Annotated in this window: 27 protein-coding genes, 1 pseudogene and 1 riboswitch; of the genes and pseudogenes, 16 read left to right on the top strand and 12 right to left on the bottom strand. The window is 68.9% G+C overall.

Annotation, left to right across the window (positions count from 1 at the left end; translation table 11 throughout):
• The 3 genes from MVA01S_RS17275 to MVA01S_RS17265 all read left to right on the top strand — a co-directional run.
• The coding region (locus MVA01S_RS17275) for a nitroreductase (RefSeq protein WP_110899839.1) at positions 1-473 on the top strand (473 nt) is incomplete at its 5' end.
• A gap of 31 nt (positions 474-504) precedes the next feature.
• Entirely contained in the window at positions 505-858 is a 354-nt protein-coding gene (locus tag MVA01S_RS17270; protein WP_003931529.1) for a YidH family protein, read from the top strand.
• 1 nt (position 859) lies between these two features.
• Positions 860-1198, top strand: coding sequence for a DUF202 domain-containing protein (locus tag MVA01S_RS17265; RefSeq protein WP_003931528.1), 339 nt, complete (start codon positions 860-862; stop codon positions 1196-1198).
• 3 nt (positions 1199-1201) lie between these two features.
• Here MVA01S_RS17265 and MVA01S_RS17260 read toward each other — a convergent pair whose 3' ends face one another.
• The 5 genes from MVA01S_RS17260 to MVA01S_RS17240 form a co-directional block, all read right to left on the bottom strand.
• Positions 1202-2548, bottom strand: a complete 1347-nt coding sequence (locus tag MVA01S_RS17260) for an MBL fold metallo-hydrolase (RefSeq protein WP_003931527.1) — start codon at positions 2546-2548, stop codon at positions 1202-1204.
• Between the two features lie 13 nt (positions 2549-2561).
• A complete protein-coding gene (locus MVA01S_RS17255) occupies positions 2562-2972 on the bottom strand; it encodes a DUF302 domain-containing protein (RefSeq protein ID WP_003931526.1) in 411 nt (136 codons plus the stop codon).
• A 32-nt stretch (positions 2973-3004) separates the two neighbouring features.
• Positions 3005-3274, bottom strand: a complete 270-nt coding sequence (locus MVA01S_RS17250) for a metal-sensitive transcriptional regulator (protein ID WP_003931525.1) — start codon at positions 3272-3274, stop codon at positions 3005-3007.
• 62 nt (positions 3275-3336) lie between these two features.
• Positions 3337-4212 carry a sulfite exporter TauE/SafE family protein gene (locus MVA01S_RS17245; protein WP_003931524.1) on the bottom strand — a complete coding sequence of 292 codons (876 nt, stop codon included), beginning with the start codon at positions 4210-4212 and terminating at the stop codon, positions 3337-3339.
• A complete protein-coding gene (locus tag MVA01S_RS17240) occupies positions 4209-4778 on the bottom strand; it encodes a rhodanese-like domain-containing protein (protein WP_003931523.1) in 570 nt (189 codons plus the stop codon). The genes MVA01S_RS17245 and MVA01S_RS17240 overlap by 4 nt, the downstream gene beginning before the upstream one ends.
• Positions 4779-4979: 201 nt before the next feature.
• Between MVA01S_RS17240 and MVA01S_RS17235 the strand changes: the two genes are divergently transcribed.
• On the top strand, positions 4980-6359 hold the full coding sequence (locus tag MVA01S_RS17235; protein ID WP_003931522.1) for an MBL fold metallo-hydrolase: 1380 nt from the start codon (positions 4980-4982) through the stop codon (positions 6357-6359).
• Between the two features lie 21 nt (positions 6360-6380).
• Positions 6381-7586 (top strand): NAD(P)/FAD-dependent oxidoreductase, encoded by a 1206-nt coding sequence (locus MVA01S_RS17230; RefSeq protein ID WP_003931521.1) that lies wholly within the window; start codon positions 6381-6383, stop codon positions 7584-7586.
• On the opposite strand, the pseudogene MVA01S_RS17225 reads toward MVA01S_RS17230, so the two are convergent.
• From MVA01S_RS17225 to MVA01S_RS17210, 4 genes and pseudogenes are all read right to left on the bottom strand, one after another.
• Positions 7570-7833, bottom strand: a pseudogene (locus tag MVA01S_RS17225) (hypothetical protein); the annotation flags it as partial. The gene MVA01S_RS17230 and the pseudogene MVA01S_RS17225 sit on opposite strands and share 17 nt — an antisense overlap.
• A gap of 4 nt (positions 7834-7837) precedes the next feature.
• A complete protein-coding gene (locus tag MVA01S_RS17220; RefSeq protein ID WP_003931519.1) occupies positions 7838-10816 on the bottom strand; it encodes an FAD-binding and (Fe-S)-binding domain-containing protein in 2979 nt (992 codons plus the stop codon).
• A 190-nt stretch (positions 10817-11006) separates the two neighbouring features.
• The gene (locus MVA01S_RS17215) at positions 11007-11630 is read right to left on the bottom strand and encodes a TetR/AcrR family transcriptional regulator (RefSeq protein ID WP_040541758.1); all 624 of its coding nucleotides are present in this window, start codon (positions 11628-11630) and stop codon (positions 11007-11009) included.
• 12 nt (positions 11631-11642) lie between these two features.
• Positions 11643-12407 carry an SDR family NAD(P)-dependent oxidoreductase gene (locus MVA01S_RS17210; RefSeq protein ID WP_040541756.1) on the bottom strand — a complete coding sequence of 255 codons (765 nt, stop codon included), beginning with the start codon at positions 12405-12407 and terminating at the stop codon, positions 11643-11645.
• 95 nt (positions 12408-12502) lie between these two features.
• Here MVA01S_RS17210 and MVA01S_RS17205 point away from each other — a divergent pair, with 95 nt between their 5' ends.
• The 10 genes from MVA01S_RS17205 (at position 12503) to MVA01S_RS17160 (ending at position 21703) form a co-directional block, all read left to right on the top strand.
• On the top strand, positions 12503-13747 hold the full coding sequence (locus MVA01S_RS17205) for an alkyl sulfatase dimerization domain-containing protein (RefSeq protein ID WP_040541753.1): 1245 nt from the start codon (positions 12503-12505) through the stop codon (positions 13745-13747).
• Positions 13744-14493 carry an SDR family NAD(P)-dependent oxidoreductase gene (locus tag MVA01S_RS17200; protein WP_003931515.1) on the top strand — a complete coding sequence of 250 codons (750 nt, stop codon included), beginning with the start codon at positions 13744-13746 and terminating at the stop codon, positions 14491-14493. Before MVA01S_RS17205 ends, MVA01S_RS17200 begins: the two co-directional genes overlap by 4 nt.
• Before the next feature lie 9 nt (positions 14494-14502).
• On the top strand, positions 14503-15687 hold the full coding sequence (locus tag MVA01S_RS17195) for a sulfotransferase family protein (RefSeq protein WP_003931514.1): 1185 nt from the start codon (positions 14503-14505) through the stop codon (positions 15685-15687).
• Complete coding sequence (locus tag MVA01S_RS17190) at positions 15684-16148, top strand: VOC family protein (RefSeq protein ID WP_003931513.1); 465 nt, start codon at positions 15684-15686, stop codon at positions 16146-16148. The genes MVA01S_RS17195 and MVA01S_RS17190 overlap by 4 nt, the downstream gene beginning before the upstream one ends.
• On the top strand, positions 16145-17152 hold the full coding sequence (locus tag MVA01S_RS17185; protein ID WP_003931512.1) for a zinc-dependent alcohol dehydrogenase: 1008 nt from the start codon (positions 16145-16147) through the stop codon (positions 17150-17152). Before MVA01S_RS17190 ends, MVA01S_RS17185 begins: the two co-directional genes overlap by 4 nt.
• A 25-nt stretch (positions 17153-17177) precedes the next feature.
• On the top strand, positions 17178-17939 hold the full coding sequence (locus tag MVA01S_RS17180) for an SDR family NAD(P)-dependent oxidoreductase (RefSeq protein ID WP_255251705.1): 762 nt from the start codon (positions 17178-17180) through the stop codon (positions 17937-17939).
• Between the two features lie 89 nt (positions 17940-18028).
• Positions 18029-18586, top strand: coding sequence for a nucleoside/nucleotide kinase family protein (locus MVA01S_RS17175; RefSeq protein ID WP_003931510.1), 558 nt, complete (start codon positions 18029-18031; stop codon positions 18584-18586).
• Between the two features lie 41 nt (positions 18587-18627).
• A riboswitch (TPP riboswitch) is annotated at positions 18628-18739 on the top strand.
• Positions 18740-18843: 104 nt separating this feature from the next.
• A complete protein-coding gene (locus MVA01S_RS17170; protein ID WP_003931509.1) occupies positions 18844-19476 on the top strand; it encodes an ECF transporter S component in 633 nt (210 codons plus the stop codon).
• Positions 19473-20951: an ABC transporter ATP-binding protein gene (locus MVA01S_RS17165; RefSeq protein WP_040541750.1), complete on the top strand. Its 1479-nt coding sequence runs from the start codon at positions 19473-19475 to the stop codon at positions 20949-20951. The genes MVA01S_RS17170 and MVA01S_RS17165 overlap by 4 nt, the downstream gene beginning before the upstream one ends.
• Positions 20948-21703: an energy-coupling factor transporter transmembrane component T family protein gene (locus MVA01S_RS17160; RefSeq protein WP_003931507.1), complete on the top strand. Its 756-nt coding sequence runs from the start codon at positions 20948-20950 to the stop codon at positions 21701-21703. Before MVA01S_RS17165 ends, MVA01S_RS17160 begins: the two co-directional genes overlap by 4 nt.
• Here the strand turns inward: MVA01S_RS17160 and MVA01S_RS17155 are convergent.
• The 3 genes from MVA01S_RS17155 to malQ form a co-directional block, all read right to left on the bottom strand.
• Positions 21687-22517, bottom strand: coding sequence for a YbfB/YjiJ family MFS transporter (locus MVA01S_RS17155; RefSeq protein ID WP_003931506.1), 831 nt, complete (start codon positions 22515-22517; stop codon positions 21687-21689). The genes MVA01S_RS17160 and MVA01S_RS17155 overlap by 17 nt on opposite strands.
• Positions 22518-22564: 47 nt before the next feature.
• Positions 22565-23596: a fused (3R)-hydroxyacyl-ACP dehydratase subunits HadA/HadB gene (locus tag MVA01S_RS17150; protein WP_003931505.1), complete on the bottom strand. Its 1032-nt coding sequence runs from the start codon at positions 23594-23596 to the stop codon at positions 22565-22567.
• 106 nt (positions 23597-23702) lie between these two features.
• A complete protein-coding gene (gene malQ / locus MVA01S_RS17145) occupies positions 23703-25697 on the bottom strand; it encodes a 4-alpha-glucanotransferase (RefSeq protein WP_003931504.1) in 1995 nt (664 codons plus the stop codon).
• A gap of 136 nt (positions 25698-25833) precedes the next feature.
• On the opposite strand from malQ, the gene MVA01S_RS17140 reads away from it, so the two are divergent.
• Positions 25834-26250, top strand: a 417-nt coding sequence (locus MVA01S_RS17140; protein WP_159426331.1) for an ATP-binding cassette domain-containing protein, incomplete at its 3' end; no start/stop codon positions are given.

Here is a 26250-nt window from a genome sequence, read left to right as displayed (position 1 = left end):
CCCCGCCGCGCCTGGAATCGGCGGGTCTGCCCGCCAGGTTCGCCGATCGGCGCAGGGACAGCGGTGCGGTGATCTACGGCGCGATGGGTATCGCCCGCGAGGACCGGGCAGCGCGGTGGTTGGCGCAGCGCCGTAACTGGGAGTTCTTCGGCGCCCCGGTCGCCGGAGTGGTGTGCCTGCACCGGGACTGCGGCGCGGTGGACGCGCTGGGCGTGGGCATGTTCCTCCAGACGTTTCTGCTGGCCCTGACCGAACGCGGGGTGGACAGCTGCGTGCAGGTGTCCATCGCGTTGTACGGCGATGTGGTTCGCGAGCAGCTCGGCATCCCCGAGGAGTTGACGATTCTGTGCGGCCTGTCGATCGGCTATGAAGACCCGGCCTTTCCCGCCAACCACGTTCGTCTGCCGCGCGACCCGCAGGCCGAGCACGTGACGTGGGTGGGCCCGTTCCCGTCCGGCGGCGACGTAGGCTGACCGCGATGTGTGCTCGAAGGGACGTGCGCCGATGAGCTCGGGGGATCAGGAACCCGACTACCGCTTCACGTTGGCCAACGAGCGGACCTTCCTGGCGTGGATCCGGACGGCGCTCGCGCTGATCGCCGGCGGCATCGCCGTGGTCCAGTTCGTGCCGTCCTTCGGGATCCCCGGGGTACGTCACGGCCTGAGCGTGGTCCTCACCGCGGGCGGCGGAGTGCTGGCCGCGCTGGCGGTGCGGCGCTGGCAGCGCGTCCAGACCGCGATGCGCCGCGACGAGGACCTGCCGCCCACCCACGTTCCGCTGCTGCTGGGCGGCGGGATCTTCGTGGTCACCGTGGTGGTGCTCGTGGTGTTGGTGATCTGGCCGCCGGCCGGTCAGTGACATGGCCCGCCGCGCACCGAGCAAGCCCGGGCTGCCCGCGGAGCGAACCCTGTTGTCTTGGGAGAGAAGCGCATTCGGCTTCCTGGTAGGCGGGGCGCTGATCCTGCTGCGCCAGCACGGGCCGCTCGGGCCCGAGCGCCTGTGGCTGGCGATCACCGCGGCGCTGCTCGCTCTTCTCGTTCTCGTGCTCGGCTACCGGCGATCCCGGCAGATCCGGGGCAGCACGGTGGTGGCCGGTCGGGTGCTGCTCGCCGCGCCGCAGACCGAGGTGGTGCTGATCGGCGCCGCCACGATCGTGTTCGCGCTCGCCGTGGCGGGTGCTCTCCTGTTCGCCTGGTGAGCGCTAGCCGACGAGGTTCAGCTCGTCGGCGTTCTCGAATGCGTCGTCGATGAGGACCACGCGACGGTCGTCACTGTCGACCATCGAGGCGGCGATCGCCGCGCGGTATCCGGACGCACAGTGCACCCAGACCTCGCCGGACGGAACCTCGGCGAGCCGCTTGCCGAGTTCGTGCAGCGGGATGTTGAGCGCGCTCCGAACATGACTCTTGTCGTGCTCGCTCTGCTGCCGGACATCGAGCACGGTCGGCGAGGACGTGCCCAGTTCACGGGCGAGATCGGTGAAGTCGGCGACCCGGTAGGACCGCAGCGGGGCGCCTGCGGCCAGCGTGCCGATGTCACCGACCGCGGCCCCGCTGACCTTGTCGATGCCGATGCGCACGAGTTCGCGCCGGGCGTCGGCGATCTGGTCGACATCGTCGCCGACCAGTGCCAACGGTGACCCCCAGGAGTACAGCCAGCCCAGATAGGTGACGAAGGAGTCCGACAACTCGAAGGACAGCGTCCCCTCGAGGTGACCGGTGGCGAAGGCCGTGCGGCTGCGCAGATCCACCACCCAGTCGCCGGCTTCGATATGACGGCGGAGTTCGCCGGCGTCCAGCGGTTTGGGCAGGGACAGATCGACCGGCGCCGGGCCCTGCGCGTTGATGACGCCCATGTGCGCGTAGTACGCAGGGTAATCGCCGAGTCCTGCGAGCAACTCGTCGACGTAGCTCTGCTCATCCTGGGTCAGTGCGGGATTGGTGCGGCGCTGATCGGCGATGGTGGAGGAGTCGCCGCTGGCTGGGGTGGCCGAGCAGAAGCTGCCGAAGCCGTGGGTGGGGTAGACCTGGGCCGCGTCGGGCAACTCGGCGGCCAAACGGCGTACGGAGTGGAACTGTGCGTGGCTGAGTGCTTCGGTGTGCTCGGGGCCCAGCAGGTCGGTACGGCCGGTCGTCCCGTGCAGCATCGACCCGCCGGTGAAGACGGCGGCGATCGAGCCGTCGGAGTCGCGCAGCACGTAACTGACATGGTGGTGGGTGTGGCCGGGGGTGTGCACCACCTGCAGCGTGATCGGGCCGGCGTCGATGACGTCCCCGTCGCCGACGGCCCGCCGCGGATAGCTCACCTCGTCGCCGGCCGGCACGGCGTACTCGGCGCCCGTGACCCGCGCCAGTTCCAGGCCCCCTGTCACGTAGTCGTTGTGGATGTGTGTCTCCAGCACATGGGTGATCCGCACCCGGCGTTCCCGGGCCAGGTCGAGAACGCGGTCGATGTCCCGCTGCGGGTCGATCACCACGGCGATGCCCTCGGCGCACACCAGGTAGCTGCGATCGCCCAGGCCGGAAGTCTCGATGACGGCGACGTCCACGAAACGCGCCCTCCTAGCGGTCAGCAGATCCGAGAGCGTCGATCGCGGCCCTCAGCTTGGTGGCGGCCTCGTCGGCGACCTCACGCAGCCCCGGCTCGTCGGAGACCCGGACCATGATCTGAGGATCCATCGCGTCGACGATGACGGCGTCGCCGCCGGCCGACGGGTCGGACCGCACCGCGACGTTGCACGGCAGCAGCAATCCGATCTGCCGGTCGGCGTTGACCGCGCGGTGGGCCAGCGCAGGATTGCAGGCTCCCAGAATCAGGTAGTCCTCCATGTCCTCGCCCAGCTTCGCCTTCAGCGTGGCCTTCATGTCGATCTCGGTGAGCACGCCGAAACCCTGATCGGCCAGCGCTTTCCGAGTGCGCTCGACCGCATCCTCGAACGTGGTGTGCAGTGTCGTGGACAACGCGTAACCCATTGTCTCCTCCGATCCCTCGTCGGTGCCGCCCCTCAGGCCAGGGCCAGGAACAGCTTCTCCAGCTCCGCTTCGGTCATCGGCTTCTGGCCGTCGGCGGCCTCTCCGTTCAGGCATTCCCGCAATCCGGTGGCGACAATCTTGAAGCCGGCCCGGTCCAGCGCGCGTGAGACGGCGGCCAACTGGGTGACGACGTCCTTGCACTCGCGGCCCTGTTCGATCATCGCGATCACCCCGGCGAGTTGGCCCTGAGCCCTTCGCAGCCTGTTCAGCACCGCAGCAATCGCGTCCTCGTCACCGACCATGGCGCATTTCCTTTCCTCGGGTAAGACAGCGATGGTACCCGCGGGGGTATTCCCCGTGCTGCTCACGCGGTCACCGCCCCGCGTGCCGAGCCCCCGCCGGGCCTGCGCAGGGGGCAGTGCGCGGAACGGGTGCACACCACGGTGAGCACCGCGGCGACGGCGGTCAGTGCCGCTGCGGCGATCCCGACGGCCACGTGGATCTCCTGAGCCAGGATCACCGACGACATGGCGAGGACGAACCAGCCGAAAGCCTTGCGCAGCGAGTCGGGGTCGACCTTCGCGGTCAGGCGTGCACCGATCAGGCTGCCGACCACGGCCGCCGCGGTCACCGCCAGCGCCACGGTCCAGTTGATCTGGACGCTCGACAGGTAGCCGCCCAGGCCGGCGAACGACTTCATCGCGATCACGATCAGAGAGGTCCCGACCGCGATGGGCATCGGCAGTCCGCCGAGCAGGGCCAGCGCGGGCACCACCAGGAATCCGCCCCCGGCACCCACCAGACCGGTCACCAGCCCGACCACCAGGCCTTCGGCGACGATCTTGGGCACCGGAAGGCGGTGTCCTTCCCGTGAGGTGCCGACGGCGCGGCGACCCCGCAGCATGGCGACGGCGGTGGCGATCATCATCACCGCGAAGCCGATCAGCAGCACGGTGCCCGGGATGAACCGGGCCAGCACGCCGCCGGCATAGGCGCCGACCATGCCTGCCCCGCCGAAGATCAGGCCGGTGCGCCACTGCACCCGCCCGGCGCGGGCATGCGAGATCGCCCCGACCAGGCTGGTGACGCCGACCACCAACAGTGAGGTCGCGATGGCCTGCTTGGCGTCCATGCCGCCGACGTAGGCCAGCAGCGGCACGGTCAGGATCGACCCTCCGCCGCCGAGCAGCCCCAGGGAGATGCCGACGAAGACGGCCAGGCCGACGGTGAGGGCGATCACCGTTCCACCAGTTGGGCAACGACGTTCTGCGCGTCACAGGCGTTGCCACGGTTGTAGGGCAGCTTGCCGAGCATCGTGCCCATGGCGCAGGTGTTGGACACCGCGGCGAAGGTCAGTCCGCCGCCGATGGCGCCGGCGAGCCACTTGAGCTTGGGTACCGCGATGCTGCCCAGGACGCTGGTGAGCACGATCGAGCCCGCGACCAGGCGGACCTGGCGTTCGAGGTCCCAGCGCTGAGCGCCGCGGGTGACGGCGAAGCCCCTGGCCTCCCATGACGTGATGCCGCCGTCGAGGACGTGCACGTTGCACAGGCCGGCCTCGCGCAGCGTGACCTCGGCCTGGCCGGCGCGCTGGCCAGACTTGCAGACCAGGACTACCTGCTGGTCGAGGTGCTTGACGATCTCGTCACGGTGCTCGCGCAGCAGGTCCAGTGGCACGTTGTACGAGCCGGCGATGTGGGCTGTCTCGAACTCGCCGGGTGTCCGCACGTCGATCACGCGCAGCGGGGTGTCCGAGGTCATCAGCTGGTCGAGATCGTGGCAGTTGACGGTGGTGGGGGCGCTCATGTCGCGGTCCTTTCGGGGTGGGGAGGCGGTTGTCGGATCGATACCGCCGGGGGTATGTTAGAGCCCATGGTACGCATACCCCCCGGGGTACATGCAAACTGGAATAGGGATACCCCCCAGGGTACTTGACATACCCTGCAGGGTATAGGCACCCTGGGGTCAGGAACCCGACCCGCCCAACCAACGAAAGGTCCGTTCACCATGAAGTTCACCCAGTACTACCTGGAGTGTCTGTCGCACGCGTCGTACCTGATCGCCGACGAAAAGACCGGCCGCGCAGTCGTTGTGGACCCGCAGCGCGACATTGCCGAGTACCTGGCCGATGCCAAGGAGAACGGCTACGCCATCGAGCTGGTCATCGAGACCCACTTCCACGCGGACTTCCTGTCCGGCCACCTGGAGCTGGCCGAGGCCACCGGCGCCAAGATCGTGTACTCCTCGGTCGCCGAGACCGAGTTCGAGTCCATGGGCGTCTCCGACGGCCAGCGTTACTCACTGGGTGACGTCACGCTGGAGTTCCGCCACACCCCCGGACACACCCCGGAGTCGATGAGCATCGTCGTCTACGAGCACGCCGGCGACGAGGTGCCCTACGGCGTCCTGACCGGCGACGCGCTGTTCATCGGCGACGTCGGCCGGCCGGACCTGCTGGCCTCGATCGGCTTTACCCGCGAGGAACTGGCCGAGAAGCTGTACGACTCACTGCACAACAAGCTGATGACGCTGCCCGACGAGACGCGGGTGTTCCCGGCCCACGGCGCGGGCTCGGCGTGCGGCAAGAACCTGTCCACGGAGCTGTCGTCGACCATCGGCGAGCAGAAGCAGACCAACTACGCGCTGCGCGCCCCGGACAAGGCCACGTTCATGGAACTGGTGACCGAGGGGCAGCCGCCCGCGCCGGCCTACTTCGTCTACAACGCGGTCCTCAACCGCAAGGACCGTGAGCTGCTGGCCGAGTCCGAGATGCCCACCGCGATGAGCTACGACCAGATCCGCGAGGCGATGAACGCCGGGGCGATCCTGGTCGACGGCCGGGGTCCCGAGGAGTTCGCGCTGGGCCACCTGCGCGGGGCGATCAACATCGGGCTGGAGGGCCGCTACGCCGAGTTCGCCGGTTCGGTGGTGCCCACCGATGTCGACATCGTGCTGTTCACCGAGCCCGGAGCGGAGCTCGAAGCCAAGACCCGGCTGGCCCGGATCGGTTTCGATCGGGTGATCGGCTACCTGGACCGGCCGTTCGAGGCGATGTTCGACCACCGCGACGATGTTCAGATGGCCTCCCGGCTGACGGCTCAGGCCTTCGATCAGCGGGCTTCCGAACTGGCCGATCTGCAGGTCGTGGACGTGCGCAATCCGGGCGAGGTCGCCGCCGGAATGGTTCCCGGTGCGGTGTCGATCCCGGTGGGGCAGCTGCCGTCCCGGCTGGGCGAACTCGATCCCGCCAAGCCGACTGTCGTTTACTGCGCCGGTGGTTACCGATCCTCGGTGGCGGCAAGCCTGTTGCGGCGCAACGGCTTCGCCGATGTCAGTGACATCCTGGGTGGCTTCGGCGCCTGGGAAGAGGCCCGCCAGAACGCCTGAGCGACAAGAGGAATCAACGATATGGCAACTGCGAAGCACAAGATCGTCATCGTCGGCGGTGGCACCGCCGGCATCTCGGTGGCCGCCCGTCTGCTGCGCAAGGGGCACTCCGACGTCGCGGTCATCGAGCCGTCGGACGTGCACTTCTACCAGCCGCTGTGGACCCTGGTCGGCGGCGGCCAGGCGAAGGCGGCGAAGACGGTGCGGACCGAGGCCTCGGTGATGCCCAAGGGCGCGACCTGGATCCGCAGCGCGGCCGCCGCGGTCGACGCGGAAGCCAACACGGTCACCTGCGCTGACGGGGCGACCTACGAGTACGACGTGCTCGTGGTCTGCCCCGGGATTCAACTTGACTGGGACCGCACCGAAGGCCTGGCCGACGCGATCGGCACCGACGGGGTGTCCTCGAACTACCGCTTCGACCTGGCGCCGCGCACCTGGCGGATGATCCGCGACATGCGTTCGGGCAGCGCGGTGTTCATGATGCCCTCGGGTCCGATCAAGTGCGCCGGGGCACCCCAGAAGATCGCGTACCTGGCCAGCGACCACTGGCGCAGGCAGGGCGTGCTCGACGACATCGACGTGCACCTGGTGGTGCCGACACCGCGGCTGTTCGGGATCCCGGCGATCGCCGACAGCCTCGACGAGATCGCCGCGGACTACGGCATCACGGTGCACACCAACGCCGAGGTGACCTCCGTCGACGCCGCGGCGCACAAGGTGGGCGTCTCGTCCGGCATCGAGGGCGGGTCCGAGTCCATGCTGTCCTACGACATGCTGCACGCGGTGCCGCGGCAGTCGGCGCCCGACTGGATCAAGTCGAGTCCGTTGTCGACCGGCGATGCGAACGGTTACGTCGACATAGACAAGCACACCATGCAGCACGTGCGCCATGCGAACGTCTTCAGCCTCGGTGACGCCGGTTCGTCGCCGAACTCCAAGACCGGCGCAGCGATCCGCAAGCAGGCTCCCGTGGTGGCCGAGAACATCGAGGCGTACCTGGCGGGCCGTCCGCTGACCGCGTGCTACAACGGCTACGGGTCGTGCCCGATCGTCACGTCCGCGGACAAGATGCTGCTGGCGGAGTTCGACTACGACCTCAACCTCACACCGTGGCTACCGAAGTCGCTGCTGGACCCGACCACCCCGCATCGTGCCTACTGGTACCTCAAGAAGCACGGGCTGCCGTTCATGTACTGGAACCTGATGCTCAAGGGTCTGGCCTGAGGTACGCCGCGGCCTGACGGCGCGTCAGCGCGTTCTCGAAACGCTGTGCGCCCAGGGTGATCTCCTCTTCGGTGACCACCAGCGCGGGGATCAGGCGGATGACGTTGCCAGCGGACCCGCAGGTCAGCGTGAGCAGGCCATGACGGGTGGTCTCCTGCTGCACCGCCGCCGCGGTCGCGGCGTCGGGCGTGCCGTCGGTGGCGGTGAACTCGATGCCGCCGTAGGTGCCACCCTTGCGGGTCGGGCCATGCCTATTGCCAACAATTATCGCCGGTTTTCGCGGTATCGGGCGTGCCGGGGTGACCCTCGGGGTCCAGCAGCTGAGCCAGGTGCATCGAGTTGCGGTTCGGCGCGAGCTGGCGTACCTGCATGTGGCAGCTGAACCCGTCCGTCAGAACGATTTCCGAGTCGTCACCCGCACGCAATGCGGGTGCCAGGGCCTGCTCTGCGACCTTCATGCTGATCTCGTAGTGGTCGGCCTCGAACCCGAAGTTGCCGGCCACGCCGCAGCATCCGGTGGCTTCCCGGACGTCACTCACGCCGATTGCGTTCAGGGCCTTGCGCTGGGTTGCGGCGCCGAACACCGCGTACTCGTGGCAGTGCGTCTGCACGGTGACCTTCTCGGGCACCGATCTCGTTGGCTGCCAGCCCTTCTCGACCATGGCGGGCACCATCTGGGCGAAACTGCGCACCCGAGCGGCAACGCGCCGGGCGGCGTCGGTGTGCACGAGCTCTGGCAGGTCCTTGCGGAAGGCCGCGGCGCAACTCGGCTCCATCACCACGATGGGTCGGTCGGTGCCGTCATCGAGGCGTGCAGCGGCCTTTGTCAATGACTTGCGCGCCTGATCCAGTTGCCCGGTGGAGATCCACGTCAGTCCGCAGCAGACGTCGGTGCGGCACTGAGAGCTCAGACCCGCCTGGTTGAGGACGCGGGCCGCGGCCCCGGCCGCCTCGGGGCGGAACGCGCGGGTGAACGTGTCGGCCAGCAGGACCACGTCGGCCCGGTCACCGGCCTGGTCGCCGGCGGCGCCGAGAGCGCGCCGGATCCTGCGACGGGAGGCGAACGCCGGCATCTCCCGTTGCGTGGTGAGCCCGCCGAGCCTGGCGGTGATCCGGCCGGCCCGGCCGGCGGTCAGCAGGTTGACCACGGGCGCGCTGCGTTCGATCAGCCGCAACCACAGGGGCAGCCAGCCCAGCGAATAATGGGACAGCGGACGGCGCCGGCCCCGGTAGTAGTGGTCGAAGAACTCGGACTTGTAGGTGGCCATGTCCACGCCGACGGGACAGTCGGTCGAGCACGCCTTGCACGACAGGCACAGGTCCAGCGATTCCCGGACCTCCTCCGAGCGCCAACCCTGCGCGACCGTCGGCGAGTTGCGCACCATCTCCTGCAACGCGCGCGCCCGGCCGCGGGTCGAGTCCTTCTCGTCGCCGGTGGCGCGGTAACTCGGGCACATCACCCCGCCGCTGGAGGCCCGGCACCGCCCCACGCCGATACACCCTTGCACGGCATGGACGAACGGGGCGACGGGCACATCGGTCCGGGGTGTGAGGTCGAAGCTGATGGGCCAGTCCCGCCCGTCGACGCCGGCGAGGGACATGTTGCGCGTCAACGGATCCGGATCGACGATGTTGCCGGGATTGAGCAGTGCGGCGGGGTCCCAGAGACGTTTGAACTCGCCGAACGCGGCCATCATCTCGGCGCTGTACATCTTGGGCAGCAGCTCGGAGCGGGCGCGTCCGTCCCCGTGCTCGCCGGACATGGAGCCGCCGAACCGCACACACAGGTCCGCGGCGCGGTCGATGAACTCGGCCATCGTCGCCCTGCCCTCGGCGGTGCGCTGGTCGAAGTCGATGCGGATGTGCATGCAGCCCGCACCGAAGTGGCCGTACATCACCCCGGTCAGGCCGAACGAGGCCAGCAGGGCCTTGATCTCGACCAGGTAGTCGGCCAGTTGCGCCGGCGCGACCGCGGAATCCTCCCAGCCCGTCCAGGATTCGCGCCCGTCGACGAGCCGGGCCGACAGCCCCGCACCGTCTTCCCGGACCCGCCACAGCGACGCGCGTTCGGCCGGGTCGGCCACCACCCTGGCGTCGACGAGACGACCGACTGCCTTCAGCCGGGCCACCATGTCGTCGGCACGGGTCTGCACCTGCGTGGGATCGTCGCCGTCGAGGTCGACGTACAGCCATGCCTGCCCGGCGGGCAGTCCCATGACCGAGTCGGTGCCGCGCAGGTGGCGCATCGTATCCACGATCACCGCGTCGATGCCCTCGATCGCAGCGGGGGAGTACTCCAGGATCAGCGCGTTGTCGCGGGCCGCGTCGACGATGTCGTCGTAACCCAGGCACAGCAGCAACGCCGCCGGGGCCACGGGTACCAGCGACACGGTCGCCGACACCACCACCGCACAGGTGCCTTCGCTGCCGACGAGCGCGCGGGCCACGTCGAAGCCGTTCTCGGGGAGCAGATCGGCCAGGTGATAGCCGGAGACCTGCCGGGGGATCTTGGCCAGTTCCAGCCGGAACGCCGCCAGGTGCCGCTCGGTGAGGTCTTTCAGGCCGGCGCTGATCTGGTCGGCCTCGGCTCGGGCGGCCTCGTCGGCGGAATCGGTGGCGAACACTCCGCTGCGCGTCGCGGTGAGCCGGTTGCCCCGGGCGGTGACCACGTTGAGCGCGACGATGTGGTGCGCGGTCCGTCCGTACCGGACCGAGTGATTGCCGCAGGCGTCATTGCCGATGCAGCCGCCGACCGTGGCGCGCGACTTGCTCGACGGATCCGGCGCGAAGGTGAACCGCCCGTCGGTGGCCAGCTGGACCCGTTCCTGGAGGTCGGTCAGGACGACGCCGGGTTCCACGAAGGCGGTGCGGCTCCCCGAGTCGATGACGTGGACGCGGTTCATGTGACGCGAGAAGTCCAGGACGATGCCGGGTCCGATGGCGTTTCCCGCCAGCGACGTGCCGCCGCCCCGGCTGGTGAGCGGGACCTGGTGCCGGACGCAGGCATGCACGACCGCCACGACATCGTTCGTGTCGCGGGGGAACACCACACCCAGCGGGGGTACGCGGTAGTTGGACGCGTCGTAGGAGTACTCGGCCCGGCGCCGCGCATCGAGGGCGACCTCGACACCGAGGGGTGCGAGCTCCTCCTGGATGCGTCGCCCCGCCTCTGCCGGCAGGTCCGGTGAGACGGGCGCGCCACTGGCGACTGTCGGGCGAGTTGCATCCATCGGTATATCGTCGGGCTCGTACCGGATACGATCAACAATCTGCAAGATGGCTCACGCTGCCTGCTACCTGCGCCCCCGCTTCCTGAGCCGTCACGGCGCGGATCCTGCTGCCGTTGCACCCGGCAGGGACTGGGCGATACGCGCTTGGCGAACCGCGGACGGGGCCACCGCTGGGCGACGGAGAAAGCGCTCAGGGGGCGTGGCCGCGCTCGAGCGCCACGGCGGTGACGATCGCGTGCAGCATGCGTTCGAGGTCCGCGGCGTCGACGAAGGGGCGGTCGCCGGCGGCGAATCTCGCGAACAGCCCGGCGATGAAGGTGGTCACGGCATCGCTCTGCGCTTCGCGCAGGGCGTGGTCGTCGGATGCGGGTTGCAGGGCGGTCACGGCATCGTGAGTCATAACGATCACTCGAGCGACGAATGTGCCGGACATCGCGGCCAACTCCGGGTCACGCATGGCTGCCAGCATCAACTCCTGCCGCGCCCGATTCAGCATCAGGCCCTGTCCTTCGGCCTGCATCATGACCAACTCCGCCAGCCACGCCAACGGTGACCCACCGCGGTGGGCATCCTCGGACAGCGACGCCAGGTTCGCCATGTCGATCTCGGCGACTCGCTGTCCGACGCCACGAACCAGCGCGTCTCGGGTGCGGTAGTAGTACGACGTGGTGCCATTGGGGACGCCGGCGGTGCGGTCCACCTGCTGATGGGTCAGACCTCGCGACCCGTATTCGGCAAGGACCTGGATACCCGCATCACACAGGATCTTTCGCCGGCCGACGCCGTCTCGCTTGCGGGGAGTGGAGGAAGACATGGGGAGCCGCGCTCAGCGCAGGACCGTTCCGCCGTCGACGCTGATGACCTGTCCGTTGATCCAGGCTCCCTCTGCCGAGAGCAGAAACGCAACCAGCGATGCGATGTCTGACGTCTCCCCGACCCTGGGCCCTCGGATACGCTTGAGCGCCGAGGCTTCCAGTTGCGGCCACTGCGGTGCAGATCGAATCGCCTCTGTAGCAGTAAATCCCGGCGCGACCGCGTTGCAGCGGATGTTCTCCTTGCCGTAGCGCGATGCGACGTGACGGGTCAGCGCCCCGATGCCGGCCTTGGCCGTGGCGTAGGCCGGACGTGCCGCTTCACCCTGGAACGCGGCTGCGGAGGACATCAGCACGATGGAGCCACCGCCGCCGGCCAGCATCGACGGGATGGCGTACTTCAGAGAGGCCACGTAGCCGCGAAGGTTCACTGCCATCACCCGGTCCCACAGATCGAGGTCGATGTCGACGACGTCGGTGTCGCCGCGCAGGGCCTGCATATCGGCGCCGACAACGAACAGGCCATCGATACTGCCGAATGTCGCGGATGTGGTCGCGAGTAGTCGGGCGACGGAATCCGGCTCAGCCAGGTCGAATTCGACGGCCATCGCTGTCGCGCCGGTCGACGAGATGCGGTCTGCGGTGCGCTGGGCGGCTTCGATCGCGATGTCGCCGACGACGACGGAACACCCCTCCTCTGCGAGGCGGGCGGCGGTCGCTGCGCCGATCCCGGTCGCGCCGCCCGCGACGACGGCCACCGTGCCTGTCAGTCCACGCATGGTCTCCAAAACTCTCTCTTGCGAACCATTGACTTTAACTCTAGTCCCATAGAGTATTCCTCTAGATCTCTAGAGGACATGCGGCAGGGGACCAGGTGGCAGGCATATATCGGGAACGCCCCGGCGCGAGTGACTTGGCCGCGGCGACGGGAGACGCGGCGATCCCGCTGGGTGATGACATCTGGATGTCGCCGGGCGTCTCCAACTCCTACGCCATCGGCTCGGACGACGGCCGGGTGATCATCAACGGCGGCATGTTCTTCGAAGGAGAACTGCGGCGCAGGGCTTTCAGCGATGTTCCGGGACCGACCAGGGCGATCATCGTCACCCAGGGCCACGCAGATCACTTCGGGGGCGTCTACGCGCTGCGCGAACCGGACACCGAGGTGATCATGCACGCCGACTACCGGTACTGGCGCGACGATACGTTGCGACTCGGCGGCTATCGAGCCCCCAAGACCGCGTTCGCCTTTCAGAAATTCACCGACCACGTCGTCGAAGCTCTCAAAGAGATCGATCCCAGCACGATCGACTTCTCGTTCCCCGAACCGACGACCACCTTCGAGCATCGCCACGAGTTGACGCTTGCCGACCGCCGCATCCAGCTGTTCTCGACGCCGGGCGGCGAGACCACCGACTCGCTGGTGGTGTGGCTGCCGGAGAGCCGGATTGTCTTCACCGGCAATCTTTTCGGGCCACTGTTCGGCCACGTGCCGAACTTGATGACGATCCGTGGCGATCGCTACCGGGACCCGGTCCGCTACATCGAATCGTTGAACACCGTCCTGGAGTTGTGCCCGCGCCGGCTGATCACCGGGCACTTCGACCCGATCGAGGGCGCCGACCGCATCGCCGAGGAGATCACGGCGATGCGCGATGCGATGCAGTCCGTCCACGATCAGGTCATCGAATACATGAGCGGCGGAAAGGATCTCTACAGCGCAATGCGTGAGATCCGGGTGCCCGAGCATCTCGACGTCGGCGAAGGCTACGGCAAGACGTCGTGGAACGTACGGGCGATCTGGGAGATGTATGCCGGCTGGTTCCAGCACCGCTCGACCACCGAACTCTACGGCGTCGCAGCGTCGTCCGTCGCCGCCGACGTCGTGGCTGCTGCCGGCGCGGACACGCTGACCGAGGCCGCACGCATGCACCTCGCCGACGGGAAACCGGTGCACGCACTGCACCTCATCGACGTCGTGTTGAGCGCCGAACCGGATAACCGCGCTGCCCGCGACGCGGCCGTCGAGGCACACGAAGCGCTGTTGGCCGCGACCACCAACTTCTGGGAAAAGGCCTGGCTCACCAATTCCATCAACAAACTGAGGAGCGTGCCGTGAACTGTGTCGCATTCGATTTCACCGGTGCCAACGTTCTCGTGACCGGGGGGACCAGCGGAATCGGCAACGCCATCGCTTCGGACTTCGCCCGTGCGGGCGCCGCGGTGACCGTCACAGGGACGCGCTCGTCGCCCGCCGACTATCCGGAGACCGATCTCAGCGGAATGACCTACCGGCAGTGCCAGGCCTCCGACACCGATTCGATCGACGCACTGGCGGACTCACTGGGCGACCTCGATGTGTTGGTCAACAATGCCGGCGGCCCCTACGCCGCGCACAAAGACGAGTGGGATCCCGACGGATACGCCGGGTCGGTCGCAGTCAACATGTTCGCCCACATGCGGCTAACCATGGCATGTCACGACCGTCTGAAGGCGGGCCGGGCCGCGGGCGGCAGCAGCGTCGTCAACATCATCTCGATGTCGGCGTTCGTCTCCGCGGTGGCGGTACCGGCCTACAGTTCGTCGAAAGCCGGCATGGTCGCCTTCACCAAGAATCTGTCCCGTCGTTGGGTCGACGATGGGATTCGCGTCAACGCCGTCGCCCCCGGACTCATCGACACCAGGATGACCCACCCGATCCTCGACATCCCCGAAGCGCTGGAGCCGGAGATGCGGCACACCCCAATGGCGCGGATGGGCATGCCCGAGGAGATCTCGCCCGCAGTGCTGTTCCTGTGCACCGACTCCGCGCGCTACATCACCGGAACGACCGTCGCTGTCGACGGCGGATACCTGACGGTCTAGGGGCCCAGGATGAGCGAATTCGATGCTGTCGCAACGCCCGAAGACGTCCTCGACATCGCGGCCAAGCGCACCGGGCGGTCCGAGATCGATTCCGACTCCTGGTGTGAGGGTCTGCAGATCGTCGTCGACGAGGTCAATACCTCGGCGGCATTCACGCCGTTCGGACGTGAGCGCATACTCAACGACTGCGCCGACGCCCTTGGCCGCAGACTGCAGATCCACCAGTACATCCAGTCTCATCGCGAGCTTCTCGACGCTCCGGTGGAGAGGCCGTTGTTCGTGCTCGGCATGCCGCGTACGGGCACCACCGTGCTCAGCTATCTGCTCGATCAGGATCGCGCCCGGCGGTCGCTGCTGCTGTGGCAGTGCCTGCGTCCCGTCCCGCCCGCGCCCACCGAGATGCTACGCACCGATCAACGGTGCCTGGACCTACTCGACGAGCAGCGCACGATGCTGGAGATGGTCGCCGCCGCGAAGATCCCTCTGCCCCATTGGGAAGACGCCGATGGCCCCACCGAGGACATGTTCATCCACAATCAGGACTTCAAAGCGTTGTCGTGGGATGCATTCCTGCACACCTCGCGGTATTACGAGTGGCTGTTCGCCGAGGCGGACATGGTCACCACCTACGAGTACCAGAAGCGCTATCTACAGGTGCTGCAGTCGACCGCTCCGGGTATCTGGAGCCTGAAGATGCCGTCGCACTCCGTGCATATCGAGGCGCTGCTGAAGGTCTTTCCGGACGCCCGGCTGGTCTGGGCACACCGCGACCCGTACAAAGCCACCGGATCCCTGGGCAATCTGCTGAAGCTGCCGAAGAGCATGACCCACCACGCCGAGGCCCTGGACCTGCACGACATCGGCCGCTACGTGAAGGCACAGATGACAGAACATGTCGAGCGGCCGCTGCGTGCGCGCGACCGCATCGGCGATGACCGTTTTTTCCACATGCACTACTCGGAGATGATGCGCGATCCGATGGGTGTGATGCGACGCCTGTACGACTGGGCCGGCGACCCTCTGACACCGGAAACCGAGACACGGATGCAGAACTGGCTCGCCGAGCACCCGCAGGACCGTTACGGCGTGAACTCCTACAGCCTCGAGCAGTACGGCCTCACCGTCGACGAGCTCAAGCCCGTGTTCGCCGACTATCTCGGGACTTTCGACATCGAACTGGAAGGCCAACCGTGACCTCCACCGTGCTCACCACCGATGCGTTGTACCACACCGGACTCGTTGTCCCCGACGTCGCCGAGGCCACCGCCCGACTCAGTGCTGCCGCCGGATACACCTGGACCCAGCCGGTCGAAGCCACCCTGACCGTGGCGACCCCCGACGGGGAGTTCGAGGTGCCGTTCCGGTTCGTCTACTCGTTGCAGGCGCCGCATCTGGAGGTCGTGCAGGAAGTGCCGGGTACCGTGTGGGCGGTGCGGACTTCCGGTGCGGCGCACCATCTGGGCTACTGGGTCGATGACCTGCCCGCGGCGGCCCGGCAGCTCGAAGACGCCGGCTACCGCCTGGAAGCGTGGCCCGCGGGCGAATCCTTGACCACGTTCGCCTACTTCATCGACGATTCCGGTGTCCGGATCGAGATCGTCGACCGCGCGATGTTTCCCGACTGGGCCGGATTCCTGGAAGCGATGTCGGCGTGAAGGTGGCGACGGTGACCGGGCCCGGGACGGTTCAGGTGCTGGACGCACCCGAACCCGTGGTCGGACCCGGCGACGTTCTGGTGCGGATGCGGGCCTGCGGCATCTGCGGATCGGACTCGTTCTACATCGCGATCGGCGGGATCCCGCCGCGTCAGGGCAGCACCCCACTGGGGCATGAACCCGCCGGCGAGGTCGTCGAGGTCGGTGCCGATGTCGACGGTATCGACGTGGGAGACCATGTCGTCGTCAATCCGATGGCCGCCCCGGGCGGCATCATCGGAAACGGCGGTGCGCAGGGCGCATTGGCCGACTATCTGTTGGTGGAGAACGCAGTCCGCGGTGTCACGCTGCAGGTCATCCCGAAGCACATCCCGTTCGAGGTGGCCGCGCTCAACGAACCGATGGCGGTCGCCCGCCACGGTGTGAATCAGTGCGCACCGAAGCCGGGCGACAAAGTCGTCGTGTTCGGCGCCGGACCGGTGGGCCTCGGGGCGGTGCTGGCATTCAAGTCGCTCGGCGTCGGGCACGTCGTCGTGGCCGATATCGTTCCGGCACGCCTGGACAAGGCACTGCAAGTCGGCGCCGACGCGGTGATCGACTCGGGTGCCGAAGATGTGCTCGCCCGGCTGATCGAACTGCACGGCGAGGGGCAGGCGCTCGCCCCGGGAAAGGCCGGCACCGACATCTTCCTTGACGCCGCCGGCGCGAAAGCCGTCGTCGACACTGCCCTGGCGGCGGCACAGAAGGGTGCCACGCTCGGCGTCGTCGGTGTGCACAAGGAGCCGGTCCCGGTCGACTTCGGCAACGTGATGAGCAACGAGATCACCATCGTCGGATCTATGGGCTACCCCGACGAGATCTTCGAAGTGACAGAAGATCTGGTCGCCCACTGGCAGAAGTACGCAGTGATCGTCAGCCACACCGTCCCGTTCTCGGAGGTGCACTCCGCGTTCGACCTGGCGGGCACGCCCGGTGCTGCGGACAAGGTCGTCGTCACGTTCTGAACACACGTAGGAGAGGGACGAAGTCGTGGATATACCTCGGGCGTCTGTGGCCGGGCGCAAGGTCCTGGTGACCGGGGCCGCCACCGGTATCGGAGCGGCGGCGGTGCGCGCACTCGTCGACGCCGAAGCTCTGGTGGCGGCCACCTATCACCAATCCGAACCCCCTGAGGGCTTGCCGGCCCACTGGCGGCGATGCGATGTGCGCGACGCCGACGACGTCGACGAGGCGGTCGGGTACGCGGTACGCACGCTGGATGGACTCGATGTCGTCATCCACGCCGCCGGACATTGGCAGCCGGGCGTACCCGGCTCCCTCACCGGCGACGACATCGAGCGGCAGCTCGCCACGAATCTGAAGTCGACGATCTTCGTCAATCAGTCGGGCTATGCCGCGATGCGCCAAAAGGGCGGCCAGATCATTAATTTCGGCTCTGCCGAGGCCGCGATGGGTAGCCCGATGTCGGCCGTCTACGCCGCCGCCAAGGGCGCCGTACACGCGTGGACCCGCTCCGCTGCACGCGCCTGGGCAAACGACGGGGTGACGGTCAACGCGGTAGCGCCGGCGGTTCAGACCCCCGGGGCGGACCGAGTGCGGGAATTCCTCGGGCCGGACATGGCGCCACTGATGGACCAGCAGTTGCAGATGAGCATCCCGCTGGGCGGAAGGCTGGGTGACCCGGCAGCCGACGTGGCCCCGGTACTGCTCTTTCTGAGCAGCCCCGCCGCGCGATTCATCACCGGACAACTCCTGGCCGTGGACGGCGGTCTGATGATGGTGGGTTCCTGAGCGGCGTCTGTCAGCCGACCCGCCGGGACTAAGGTCAGTGTCACCCGGCCGGCGGACCCGACCGTGGATCGGTCGATCAAGGGGACTTCGTGAGCGTCGACGCCGTGGTGGGCCGGCTGCTCGCCGACGACATGACCACGGTGCTGATCGACGGGCGCTCCGGGTCGGGGAAGTCCACGCTGGCCGACCGGCTGCACCACCGCTGGCCCGCGAGCATCCTGGTGCGCCTCGACGACATCTACCCGGGCTGGGACGGGCTGGAGTGGGCCAGCCGGCACGTCCACGACGCACTGCTTCGCCCGCGCGCCGAGGGTCGGCCCGGCCGGTGGCGCCGCTGGGACTGGGCGACCGCCGCCCCGGCAGGCTGGCACACCGTCTCCGCCGACCGTCGGCTGATCGTCGAAGGGGTCGGCGCGCTGGCCCCGGACAACCGGGCGCTGGCCGACCTGGGCATCTGGGTCGAGAGCCCGGAGGATCTGCGCAAGCAGCGCGCGCTGCAACGCGACGGTGACACCTACCGCCCGCACTGGGACCGGTGGGCAGCGCAGGAACTGCAGTTCATCGCCCGGTGCGCCCCCCGCGCCGGGGCCGACTATGTCGTCACCGAGACCGCGCACGGCGCCACGTGGACCACAGTGCCGCGCTGACCCGGCCTGGCGGGGCGAGCCCCCGCTGTGCTAGCTTGGGGGACGTACCACACGGGAGTGCACACCGAGTGCGCTGAGAGGACGGCTGACCGGCCGTCGACCGTACGAACCTGACCGGGTAATGCCGGCGTAGGGAGATGCTCGTGACCGTTGCCTGTCACACACCACCGGCCTGAGCTCCGCCTCAGCAGCTCGGCACCCCGATTCTTCGGTGGGTCCCCGGGCGGACCCGCCATACCCGCAGTCAAGGAGTCCTCATGGACCAGCAGTATCTCGACCACACCGCAGCACCCGGCCGCGGCCCCGCGCTGCGATGGCGGGTCGTCGACATCGTGGTCGCCAGCGTCCTGGCCGTCGCGGCCGGCCTGGTGTTCGTCTTCTGGAACGTCGCGTCCAATCCGCTGACCGAGCCGCTGGGAGCAGTGCTGCCCGGTCTGCAGGCACTCGCCGGCGGCGGGTGGCTGTTCGCCGGTGTGCTGACCGCGCTGGTGATCCGCAAACCCGGCGCGGCGCTGTACGGCGAGCTGGTCGCGGCCACGGTGTCCGCTCTGGTCGGCAACCAGTGGGGCGTGCTGACCATCGAGTCGGGACTGGTCCAGGGGCTCGGTGCCGAGCTGGTGTTCGCGATCTTCCTCTATCGCCGGTGGAATCTGCCGGTGGCCGCCCTCGCCGGGGCAGCGGCCGGGCTGGCACTGGCCGTCAACGACCTGATCTTCTGGTACCCCGGCTCGACCACTGCGTTCGCGGCCATCTACACCGGCTCGGCAGTGCTCTCCGGTGCCGTCCTCGCCGGGGTGCTGTCCTGGCTCGTCGTCAGGGGGCTGGCCAAGACCGGGGCGCTCGACCGTTTCGCCGCCGGCCGGGTGGTGTCGGGCCGCCGACCCCGATGACGCCGGGACCGGCTCCCGCGCGCGGCGGAGCCGTGGTCGAGGCGCGGGGGTGGGGATGGCAGCACGCGGGCGAGCACCGCTGGGCGACAAGCGGTCTCGATCTTCGCATCGAGCCAGGGGAGCGGGTGCTGCTGCTGGGTCCGTCCGGTTCGGGGAAGTCGACGCTGCTGCAGGGACTCGCCGGACTGCTCGGCAGCGCCGAGGAAGGTCATGCCGCCGGACAGCTCCTGATCGACGGCGCGCCACCGGCGGGGCAACGGTCCCGCATCGGGATGGTCCTGCAGGACCCGGATTCCCAGGTGATCCTGTCGCGGGTCGGTGACGACGTGGCGTTCGGCATGGAGAACTTCTCGGTGCCGCGCAGCCGGATCTGGCCGCGTGTCAGCGACGCCTTGGCGGCTGTCGGACTGAATCTTCCTCTGGCACAGGACACATCGAAACTATCCGGGGGGCAGAAACAGCGGCTGGCCCTGGCCGGGGTGCTCGCCATGCAACCCGGGCTGATCCTGCTGGACGAACCGACGGCCAACCTCGACCCCACCGGTGTCGTCGAGGTGCGCGATGCGGTCGCCGCGGCGGCGGACCGCACCGGCGCGACCGTGGTGGTCGTCGAGCACCGCACCAAGGTGTGGCTGCCGGTGATCGACCGGGTGATCGTGCTCGGCGCTGACGGTACCGTCGTCGCCGACGGCCCGCCGCAGCAGACCCTCACGCGCGAACGCGAACACCTTGTGCGGTCCGGGATCTGGCTACCCGACCTGCCGACCATCGAGGTCCGGCGGACGAGGCAGACCGCACCGGAGCCGGTGTTGACCGCTGCCGACCTCTCGGTCGGGCATCGCGGCGGACCGGTGATGGGCGGCGGACTGGCCTTCGACATCGCCCGCGGCCAGGTCGCCGCGGTCACCGGACCCAACGGCTGCGGAAAATCCGCTCTCGCACTGACCCTGGGCGGGCTGCTGACACCGAGAGGCGGCTCGCTGCGAGCGGTCGACGGGTTCGCGCCGACGCCGGAAAGGCCCGAACCCGTGCGCTGGCGGTCCAAGGAACTGCTCACCCGCATCGCGAGCGTCTTCCAGGACCCCGAACATCAGTTCCTCACCGGCACGGTCCGAGACGAGCTCGCGCTCGGGCCGCAGGCGTTGGGACAAAGTGCCGCCGAAATCCGTTCTCTGAGCGACGATCTCCTGGACAGGCTGCGTCTCGGTCACCTGGCCGACCGCAGTCCGTTCACGCTGTCCGGCGGCGAGAAACGCCGCCTGTCGGTGGGGACCGTGCTGATGACCCGGCCCGCGGTCGTCGTCCTCGACGAACCCACCTTCGGGCAGGATCGCCGTACGTGGGAGGAACTCCTCCACCTGCTGGCCGAGATCGCCGACGCGGGAACCGCGGTGGTGGCCGTCACCCACGACACCGAGTTCGTCGACGTCCTCGCCGACCGCCGCATCGCTCTGGCCGCGGTGTCGCGCCGATGACGTCCGGGCAGATCAATCCGGTCGCAAAGCTGCTCGCCGCCGCGCTCATCGCAGGCACGCTGGTGCTCAGCGTCGACTGGCTGTCCGCGCTGACGGCGTTGGTGCTGGAGATCGCTCTGCTGCTGGCTTTGAGAATCCCGTTACGCACCTTGGCGATCCGCGGCGCGTTCGTCACCGTCGCCGCGGCCCTCACCGCGCTGACCAACCTGCTCTACGGCGAGCCCAGCGGCGCCGTGCACTGGCATTTCCTGCTGATCACCGTCAGCGACGGATCCGTCGAACTCGCGCTCGCGATGTTCCTGCGCGTGCTGGCGATCGCGTTGCCGTCGGTGTGCCTGTTCATCGACGTCCAGCCGACCGAACTGGCCGACGGGCTGGGGCAGATCCTGAAGCTGCCCGCCCGATTCGTCGTGGGCGCCCTGGCTGGGCTACGGACGGTCGGCCTGCTGCGCCAGGACTGGGAGTACCTGGGTCACGCGCGCCGGGCCCGCGGGGTGGCCGACCACGCCCGGGTGCGGCGGTTCCTCGGTCAGGCGTTCGCGCTGCTGGTCTTCGCGTTGCGCCGGGGATCCAAGTTGGCCACTGCGATGGAGGCGCGGGGTTTCGGCGCGTACCCGACCCGCACCTGGGCGCGGCCCTCGACGTTCGGCGCGCCGGAACTGGCGCTCGTGGCCGCCGCCGCGGTGATCGCGGCAGCGGCGGTCGGAGTCTCGGTTGCCGCAGGCACCTGGGACTTCATCGGCGGGCGGTGACCCCGGTACCCGGCGCCATGCGGTCAGACACCGGGCTCAAAACTGCCGGTATCAGGCTGACCACCGCGAACACCAGGAAAGCCGCGGTATAGCCGAAGGATTCGATCAGTGCGCCCACGACCGGCGCACCGATCGCCTGGCCGGCGGCGATCGCGAAGAACGACATGCCCACACCGAACGCCGCGGACTCGGGATACAGACGAGTGCTCCACAGCAGGAGCAGACCGCTGAGGCCGATGTAGGCCGCGCCGAACATGCCTGCCGACAACAGGATGCCCGCGGTGTGGTCGAGTGAGAGGGCCAGTAGCGCGGGGGCAGCGGACATCGCCGAGACGGTGACCACCCACGTCGGGCGGAACCCCAGCCGCTGCACCGCGGATCCGCCGAGCATCATCCATGCGGTCGTCGCGACCGCGTCCCCGCCGGAGCCGGTGCTGATCAGGTCCCGCCCGAAGTTCCAGACGGCGATGCTGCCCAGACCGGTGAGAAGCGAGGCGGTCAGCAGCCGGCCGGTGCCGGGGTGAAACCCACGGTCCTCGCGCACGCGACGACCCGCTGCCGGCCCGTTGCGCAGTGCGAACGCCACCCACGCGGTGACCGCGACGGTCAGGAGGCCGTAGGTGATCCACGCGGCGAGCCACTGATCGAACAGCGCGAAGGCGATCGGCCCGGACACCACCACGCCGATCCCGGTGCCCGCGTTGACGATCGTCTGGGCACGGTCGGCCCGCTCCGCGCTGAGGCGTTGGGCGAGCGCGGTGGCCAGTGGCGGGGATGCGAGACCGCTGAGCTTGGTCGGTGCCCCTATACCCACAACGGCCGACGGCAGTCACCTTCGCAGGAAGACCGCGTCGCGGGAGGTCAGCGGAAGCGGACGTGCAGTGTTGCCAGCCCGAAGATCTTCTTGCCGTCCGACTTCGCCGCGACGAGTACGACACCGCTGCGGGTCTCCGGGTCCAGGGACCTGATCTTGCCGCTGAACTCGATGTCGGCGCCTTCCTTGGCGGACACGATCGCCGGCTGCGACAACCGCACGGAGTAACGCGTCACCGCACCGGGGTCACCCGACCACTGCGAGACGAACCCGGCGCCCAGACCCATCGTGAGCATCCCGTGGGCGATCACGTCGGGCAGCCCGGCCAGCTTCGCGATGTCCTCGTCCCAGTGGATCGGGTTGGCGTCACCGGCCACGCCGGCGTAGTTCACCAGGTCGCCGCGGGACAGCCGGGTGTGGTGCACCGCCAGCTCGTCGCCGACCTTCACCTCGTCGAACGACGGCGTGCCCGGGGTGCGGGTCAGGCCGCCCTCGGAGACCCGGATCGCGCCCTCGGGGCGCACCGTCTTCGCGTAGTCGGCATCGGATCCGCCGATGTCGAGGATGTTCATGTCGTGCATCATCGCCTTCTGCACGGCCGTCTTGACCCCGGCGTCGATGTCGTCGGCGGTGACGCCGACCACGGTGGTGTGCAGGGTGTGCACCCGCTCGCCGTGGGTGTCGGTGAAGGTGTTGGTGACGGTGATGAAGTCCCGGCCGGCCGTCCTGCGCACCGACGTCAGTTCCACGTCGATGACCAGTTCATCGCCGGCCACGATCGGGCGGTGCTGCTCGAAGACCTCTTCGGTCTGCAGATAGGTGTCGTAGCCGACGACGATCTCCTCGAACATCCGCCGGTTGCACTGCATGCCCGGGGCCGACGTGAAGGTCAGCGGCGCGACGACGTCCGGATAGCCCAGCTCCTTGGCTGCGGCGACGTCCCAGTGCGCGGGGTGATAGTCCTGAACCGCGCGGGCGTACTCGCGGAGCTTCTCGCGGCCCACGAGGTACGTGCCGTCCATCTGGTAGTGGTGCCCCACTCGTGCTTCGAGGGGCGACGTGTCTGCTGGTGCGGTCATAAATGTGGTCAACTCTTCCGCCGGCTGTTCACGGAGGCCGACCCAAGCACACTAACTGGCGGGCACGCTACTCCCCTAAGGGAGGACGCCGGGAATGTGGCCGCCGTCACGACGGCGTCGGCGCGCGGGATGCCGCCCGGAACGCCGCGGTGATCTCGGCGACCCTCGGGTCGGACTGCAGCTGCTCCAGGGACACCGGCAACGGCAGGCGCCAGTTCGGATACTCGTCAACTGTCCCAGGGAGATTCGGCTGCCAGGTCTCGCCGACCACGTCGTACGGCGAGATCAGCTTCAGCCGGCTCGGCGTCGACGCCAGGAACCGGTGCATGGCGACGATGACCGCGGCCTCGTCCGGCTCGCCGTCGTCTGAAGTCGTGAGCAGCCCTTCGGACCGCAACAGCGCCAGCCACTCGGCGCGCTCCTTGTCGGCGTTGGCCTGTTCGGCGGGGACGTCGTCGAGGAGGCCCAGGTCGGCCCGTGCGCGGACGTGCTCACCGCGCAGGAAACCCGCCGCCGTGGGCAGGTCGTGGGTGGAGAGGCTGGCGGCCGCGCGGGACGGCCAGCGGGCCGGCGGCAACAGCGGTTCGCCGGGAGCGGACTGGTCGCGGGTGAACCAGGACACCGCGCAGCCGAGCATCTCGTTGGCGGCCAGCGCTTCGGTGACCTCGGGCTCGACGGTGCCGAGGTCCTCACCGACGACGGTGGCCCCGGCACGGTGCGCTTCCAGCGCCAGCACCGCCAGCATCGTGTCGGCGTCGTAGTGCACATAGGTGCCGCGGTCGGGACTGTCGCCCGGCGGGATCCACCACAGTCGCCACAGTCCCGCGACGTGGTCGATCCGCAGCCCGTCAGCGTGGGAAAGGACCGCGCGCAACATGTCCCGCAGCGCGGCATAGCCGGTGGCGGCCAACCGGTCGGGTCGCCAGGGCGGCAGGCCCCAGTCCTGACCGCGGGGAGTGAAGTTGTCCGGCGGCGCGCCGACGCTGACACCCGAGGCGAACACGTCTGCCAGTGCCCACGCGTCGGCGCCGTCGGCGTCGACACCCACGGCCAGGTCGTGCAGCACCCCCAGCGGCATTCCCGCGTCGTGTGCCGCGGCACGTACGGCGGCGAGCTGTTCGGCGCACCGCTGCTGCACCCAGGCATGGAATGCCAACCGCGGGGCCAACTCCCGGCGCGCCGAAGCCACGGCGGCACCGGCCACGTCGCGCAGCGGTTCAGGCCACCGCGACCACCGGCCGCCGTGCCGCTCGGCCAGCGCGCAGTAGGTCGCCCAGTCCCGCAACCCGGTCGAGGACGACGCGCCCGCCAGGGGATCGGGCCGTCCCTCGGCGCGCCAGAGCAGTTCCAGCGCATCACGTTTGGCGGCCCACACGAGGTCGTGGTCGATGCGCTCCGTGGTGGGGGAGACCCGCAGCGCGTCGACTTCTGCGCGGACGTCGGGTTCGGCGCGGCGGTAGGCGTCGAGGTCCTCGATACGAAGAGCCAACGGATTGGCGAACCGCCGGCTGGACGGGGTGTACGGGGACGGCTGCACCGGATGCGTCGGGCCCGGCGCATGCAGCGGGTTCAACAGCACCGCGCCCGCACCGTGCTCGCTCGCGGTCCACTTCACGAACTCCGCCAGGTCACCGAGGTCGCCGATGCCCCACGACCGCGCCGACCGCAGCGCGTAGAGCTGCAGCATCCATCCCCACGTCATCGGCGAAGGCGGCACCCGGTCCGGGGCCGCGACCAACGTCGCCTCCTGCCCGTCCCGGGTGTGGATCCGGTACCAGCCCGGCGCCAGATCACCGGGCACCTCGTCACGCACCTCGGTCTGGACGCCGTCCTCGCTCGTCAGGGCGACGGCCCCGGGGAGCGGATGAGCGTGCCCGTTCAGCCGGACGGCGACGGTGGGCGCCATGACCCCCGCGCGGTCGCGTTCGGCCAGCTTCGCCAATTCCGCACTGCGCTCCGCGGCGGTGCCGGCCGGCACATCGAGCAGGCCGAGCACCCGGATCACCACGTCGGCGTCGACGTCGACCGGTTCGCGGCGCTCGTTCCGATAGCTGGTGGCGACCCCGTGCGCAGCGGCCAGCCGGGCCAGGTCTTCGGGCACGGGCCGCGAATCCCCGGTCAGCGGAGCCTCACAGGCACGACGCGACGGCGGGCGGCGGGGTGATGAGGTGAGAGCACGCCGCCGCTATACCCGTGCGACGGATTTCCACACCCCGCGCCGGTGCGACGATAGGGCGGTGACTGCAACCCTCGTCGCGAAGAACCTGGCCGGCGGATTCGCACACCGCACGCTGTTCGAGGGCGTCGACCTGACCGTCGCGCCCGGTGACGTGGTCGGTGTCGTCGGCGCCAACGGCGCAGGCAAGAGCACGCTGCTGCGGATCCTGGCCGGCGAACTCGCCCCGCTGGAAGGCTCGGTCAGCGTCGCCCCGGCCGACGCATTCGTCGGGTGGCTGCCCCAGGAACACGAACGGGTCCCCGGCGAGACCGTCGCCGGGTATATCGCCCGCCGCACCGGATGCGCCGAGGCCACCCGCGCCATGGAGGCGGCCGCGGCGGCGCTGGACGACGCCGGTACCGGCGCCGAGGCCTACTCCGCCGCGCTGGACCACTGGCTGGCCACCGGCGCCGCCGACCTCGACGAGCGGCTGCCG

This window comes from Mycolicibacterium vaccae NBRC 14118 = CIP 105934 (assembly GCF_001552715.1).
GTDB lineage: Bacteria > Actinomycetota > Actinomycetes > Mycobacteriales > Mycobacteriaceae > Mycobacterium > Mycobacterium vaccae.
Note: the sequence above shows the minus strand (reverse complement) of the source record. Positions and strands in the feature narration are given on the sequence as shown.

Coding starts and splice junctions, on each gene's coding strand:
- MVA01S_RS17170 (WP_003931509.1), top strand. CDS start 18,844: ATGGACCAGCAGTATCTCGACCACACCGCAGCACCCGGCCGCGGCCCC.
- MVA01S_RS17255 (WP_003931526.1), bottom strand. CDS start 2,972: ATGGGTTACGCGTTGTCCACGACACTGCACACCACGTTCGAGGATGCG.
- MVA01S_RS17210 (WP_040541756.1), bottom strand. CDS start 12,407: ATGCGTGGACTGACAGGCACGGTGGCCGTCGTCGCGGGCGGCGCGACC.
- MVA01S_RS17240 (WP_003931523.1), bottom strand. CDS start 4,778: ATGAGCGCCCCCACCACCGTCAACTGCCACGATCTCGACCAGCTGATG.
- MVA01S_RS17230 (WP_003931521.1), top strand. CDS start 6,381: ATGGCAACTGCGAAGCACAAGATCGTCATCGTCGGCGGTGGCACCGCC.
- MVA01S_RS17235 (WP_003931522.1), top strand. CDS start 4,980: ATGAAGTTCACCCAGTACTACCTGGAGTGTCTGTCGCACGCGTCGTAC.
- MVA01S_RS17265 (WP_003931528.1), top strand. CDS start 860: ATGGCCCGCCGCGCACCGAGCAAGCCCGGGCTGCCCGCGGAGCGAACC.
- MVA01S_RS17220 (WP_003931519.1), bottom strand. CDS start 10,816: ATGGATGCAACTCGCCCGACAGTCGCCAGTGGCGCGCCCGTCTCACCG.
- MVA01S_RS17270 (WP_003931529.1), top strand. CDS start 505: ATGAGCTCGGGGGATCAGGAACCCGACTACCGCTTCACGTTGGCCAAC.
- MVA01S_RS17250 (WP_003931525.1), bottom strand. CDS start 3,274: ATGGTCGGTGACGAGGACGCGATTGCTGCGGTGCTGAACAGGCTGCGA.
- MVA01S_RS17160 (WP_003931507.1), top strand. CDS start 20,948: ATGACGTCCGGGCAGATCAATCCGGTCGCAAAGCTGCTCGCCGCCGCG.
- MVA01S_RS17165 (WP_040541750.1), top strand. CDS start 19,473: ATGACGCCGGGACCGGCTCCCGCGCGCGGCGGAGCCGTGGTCGAGGCG.
- MVA01S_RS17195 (WP_003931514.1), top strand. CDS start 14,503: ATGAGCGAATTCGATGCTGTCGCAACGCCCGAAGACGTCCTCGACATC.
- MVA01S_RS17215 (WP_040541758.1), bottom strand. CDS start 11,630: ATGTCTTCCTCCACTCCCCGCAAGCGAGACGGCGTCGGCCGGCGAAAG.
- MVA01S_RS17150 (WP_003931505.1), bottom strand. CDS start 23,596: ATGACCGCACCAGCAGACACGTCGCCCCTCGAAGCACGAGTGGGGCAC.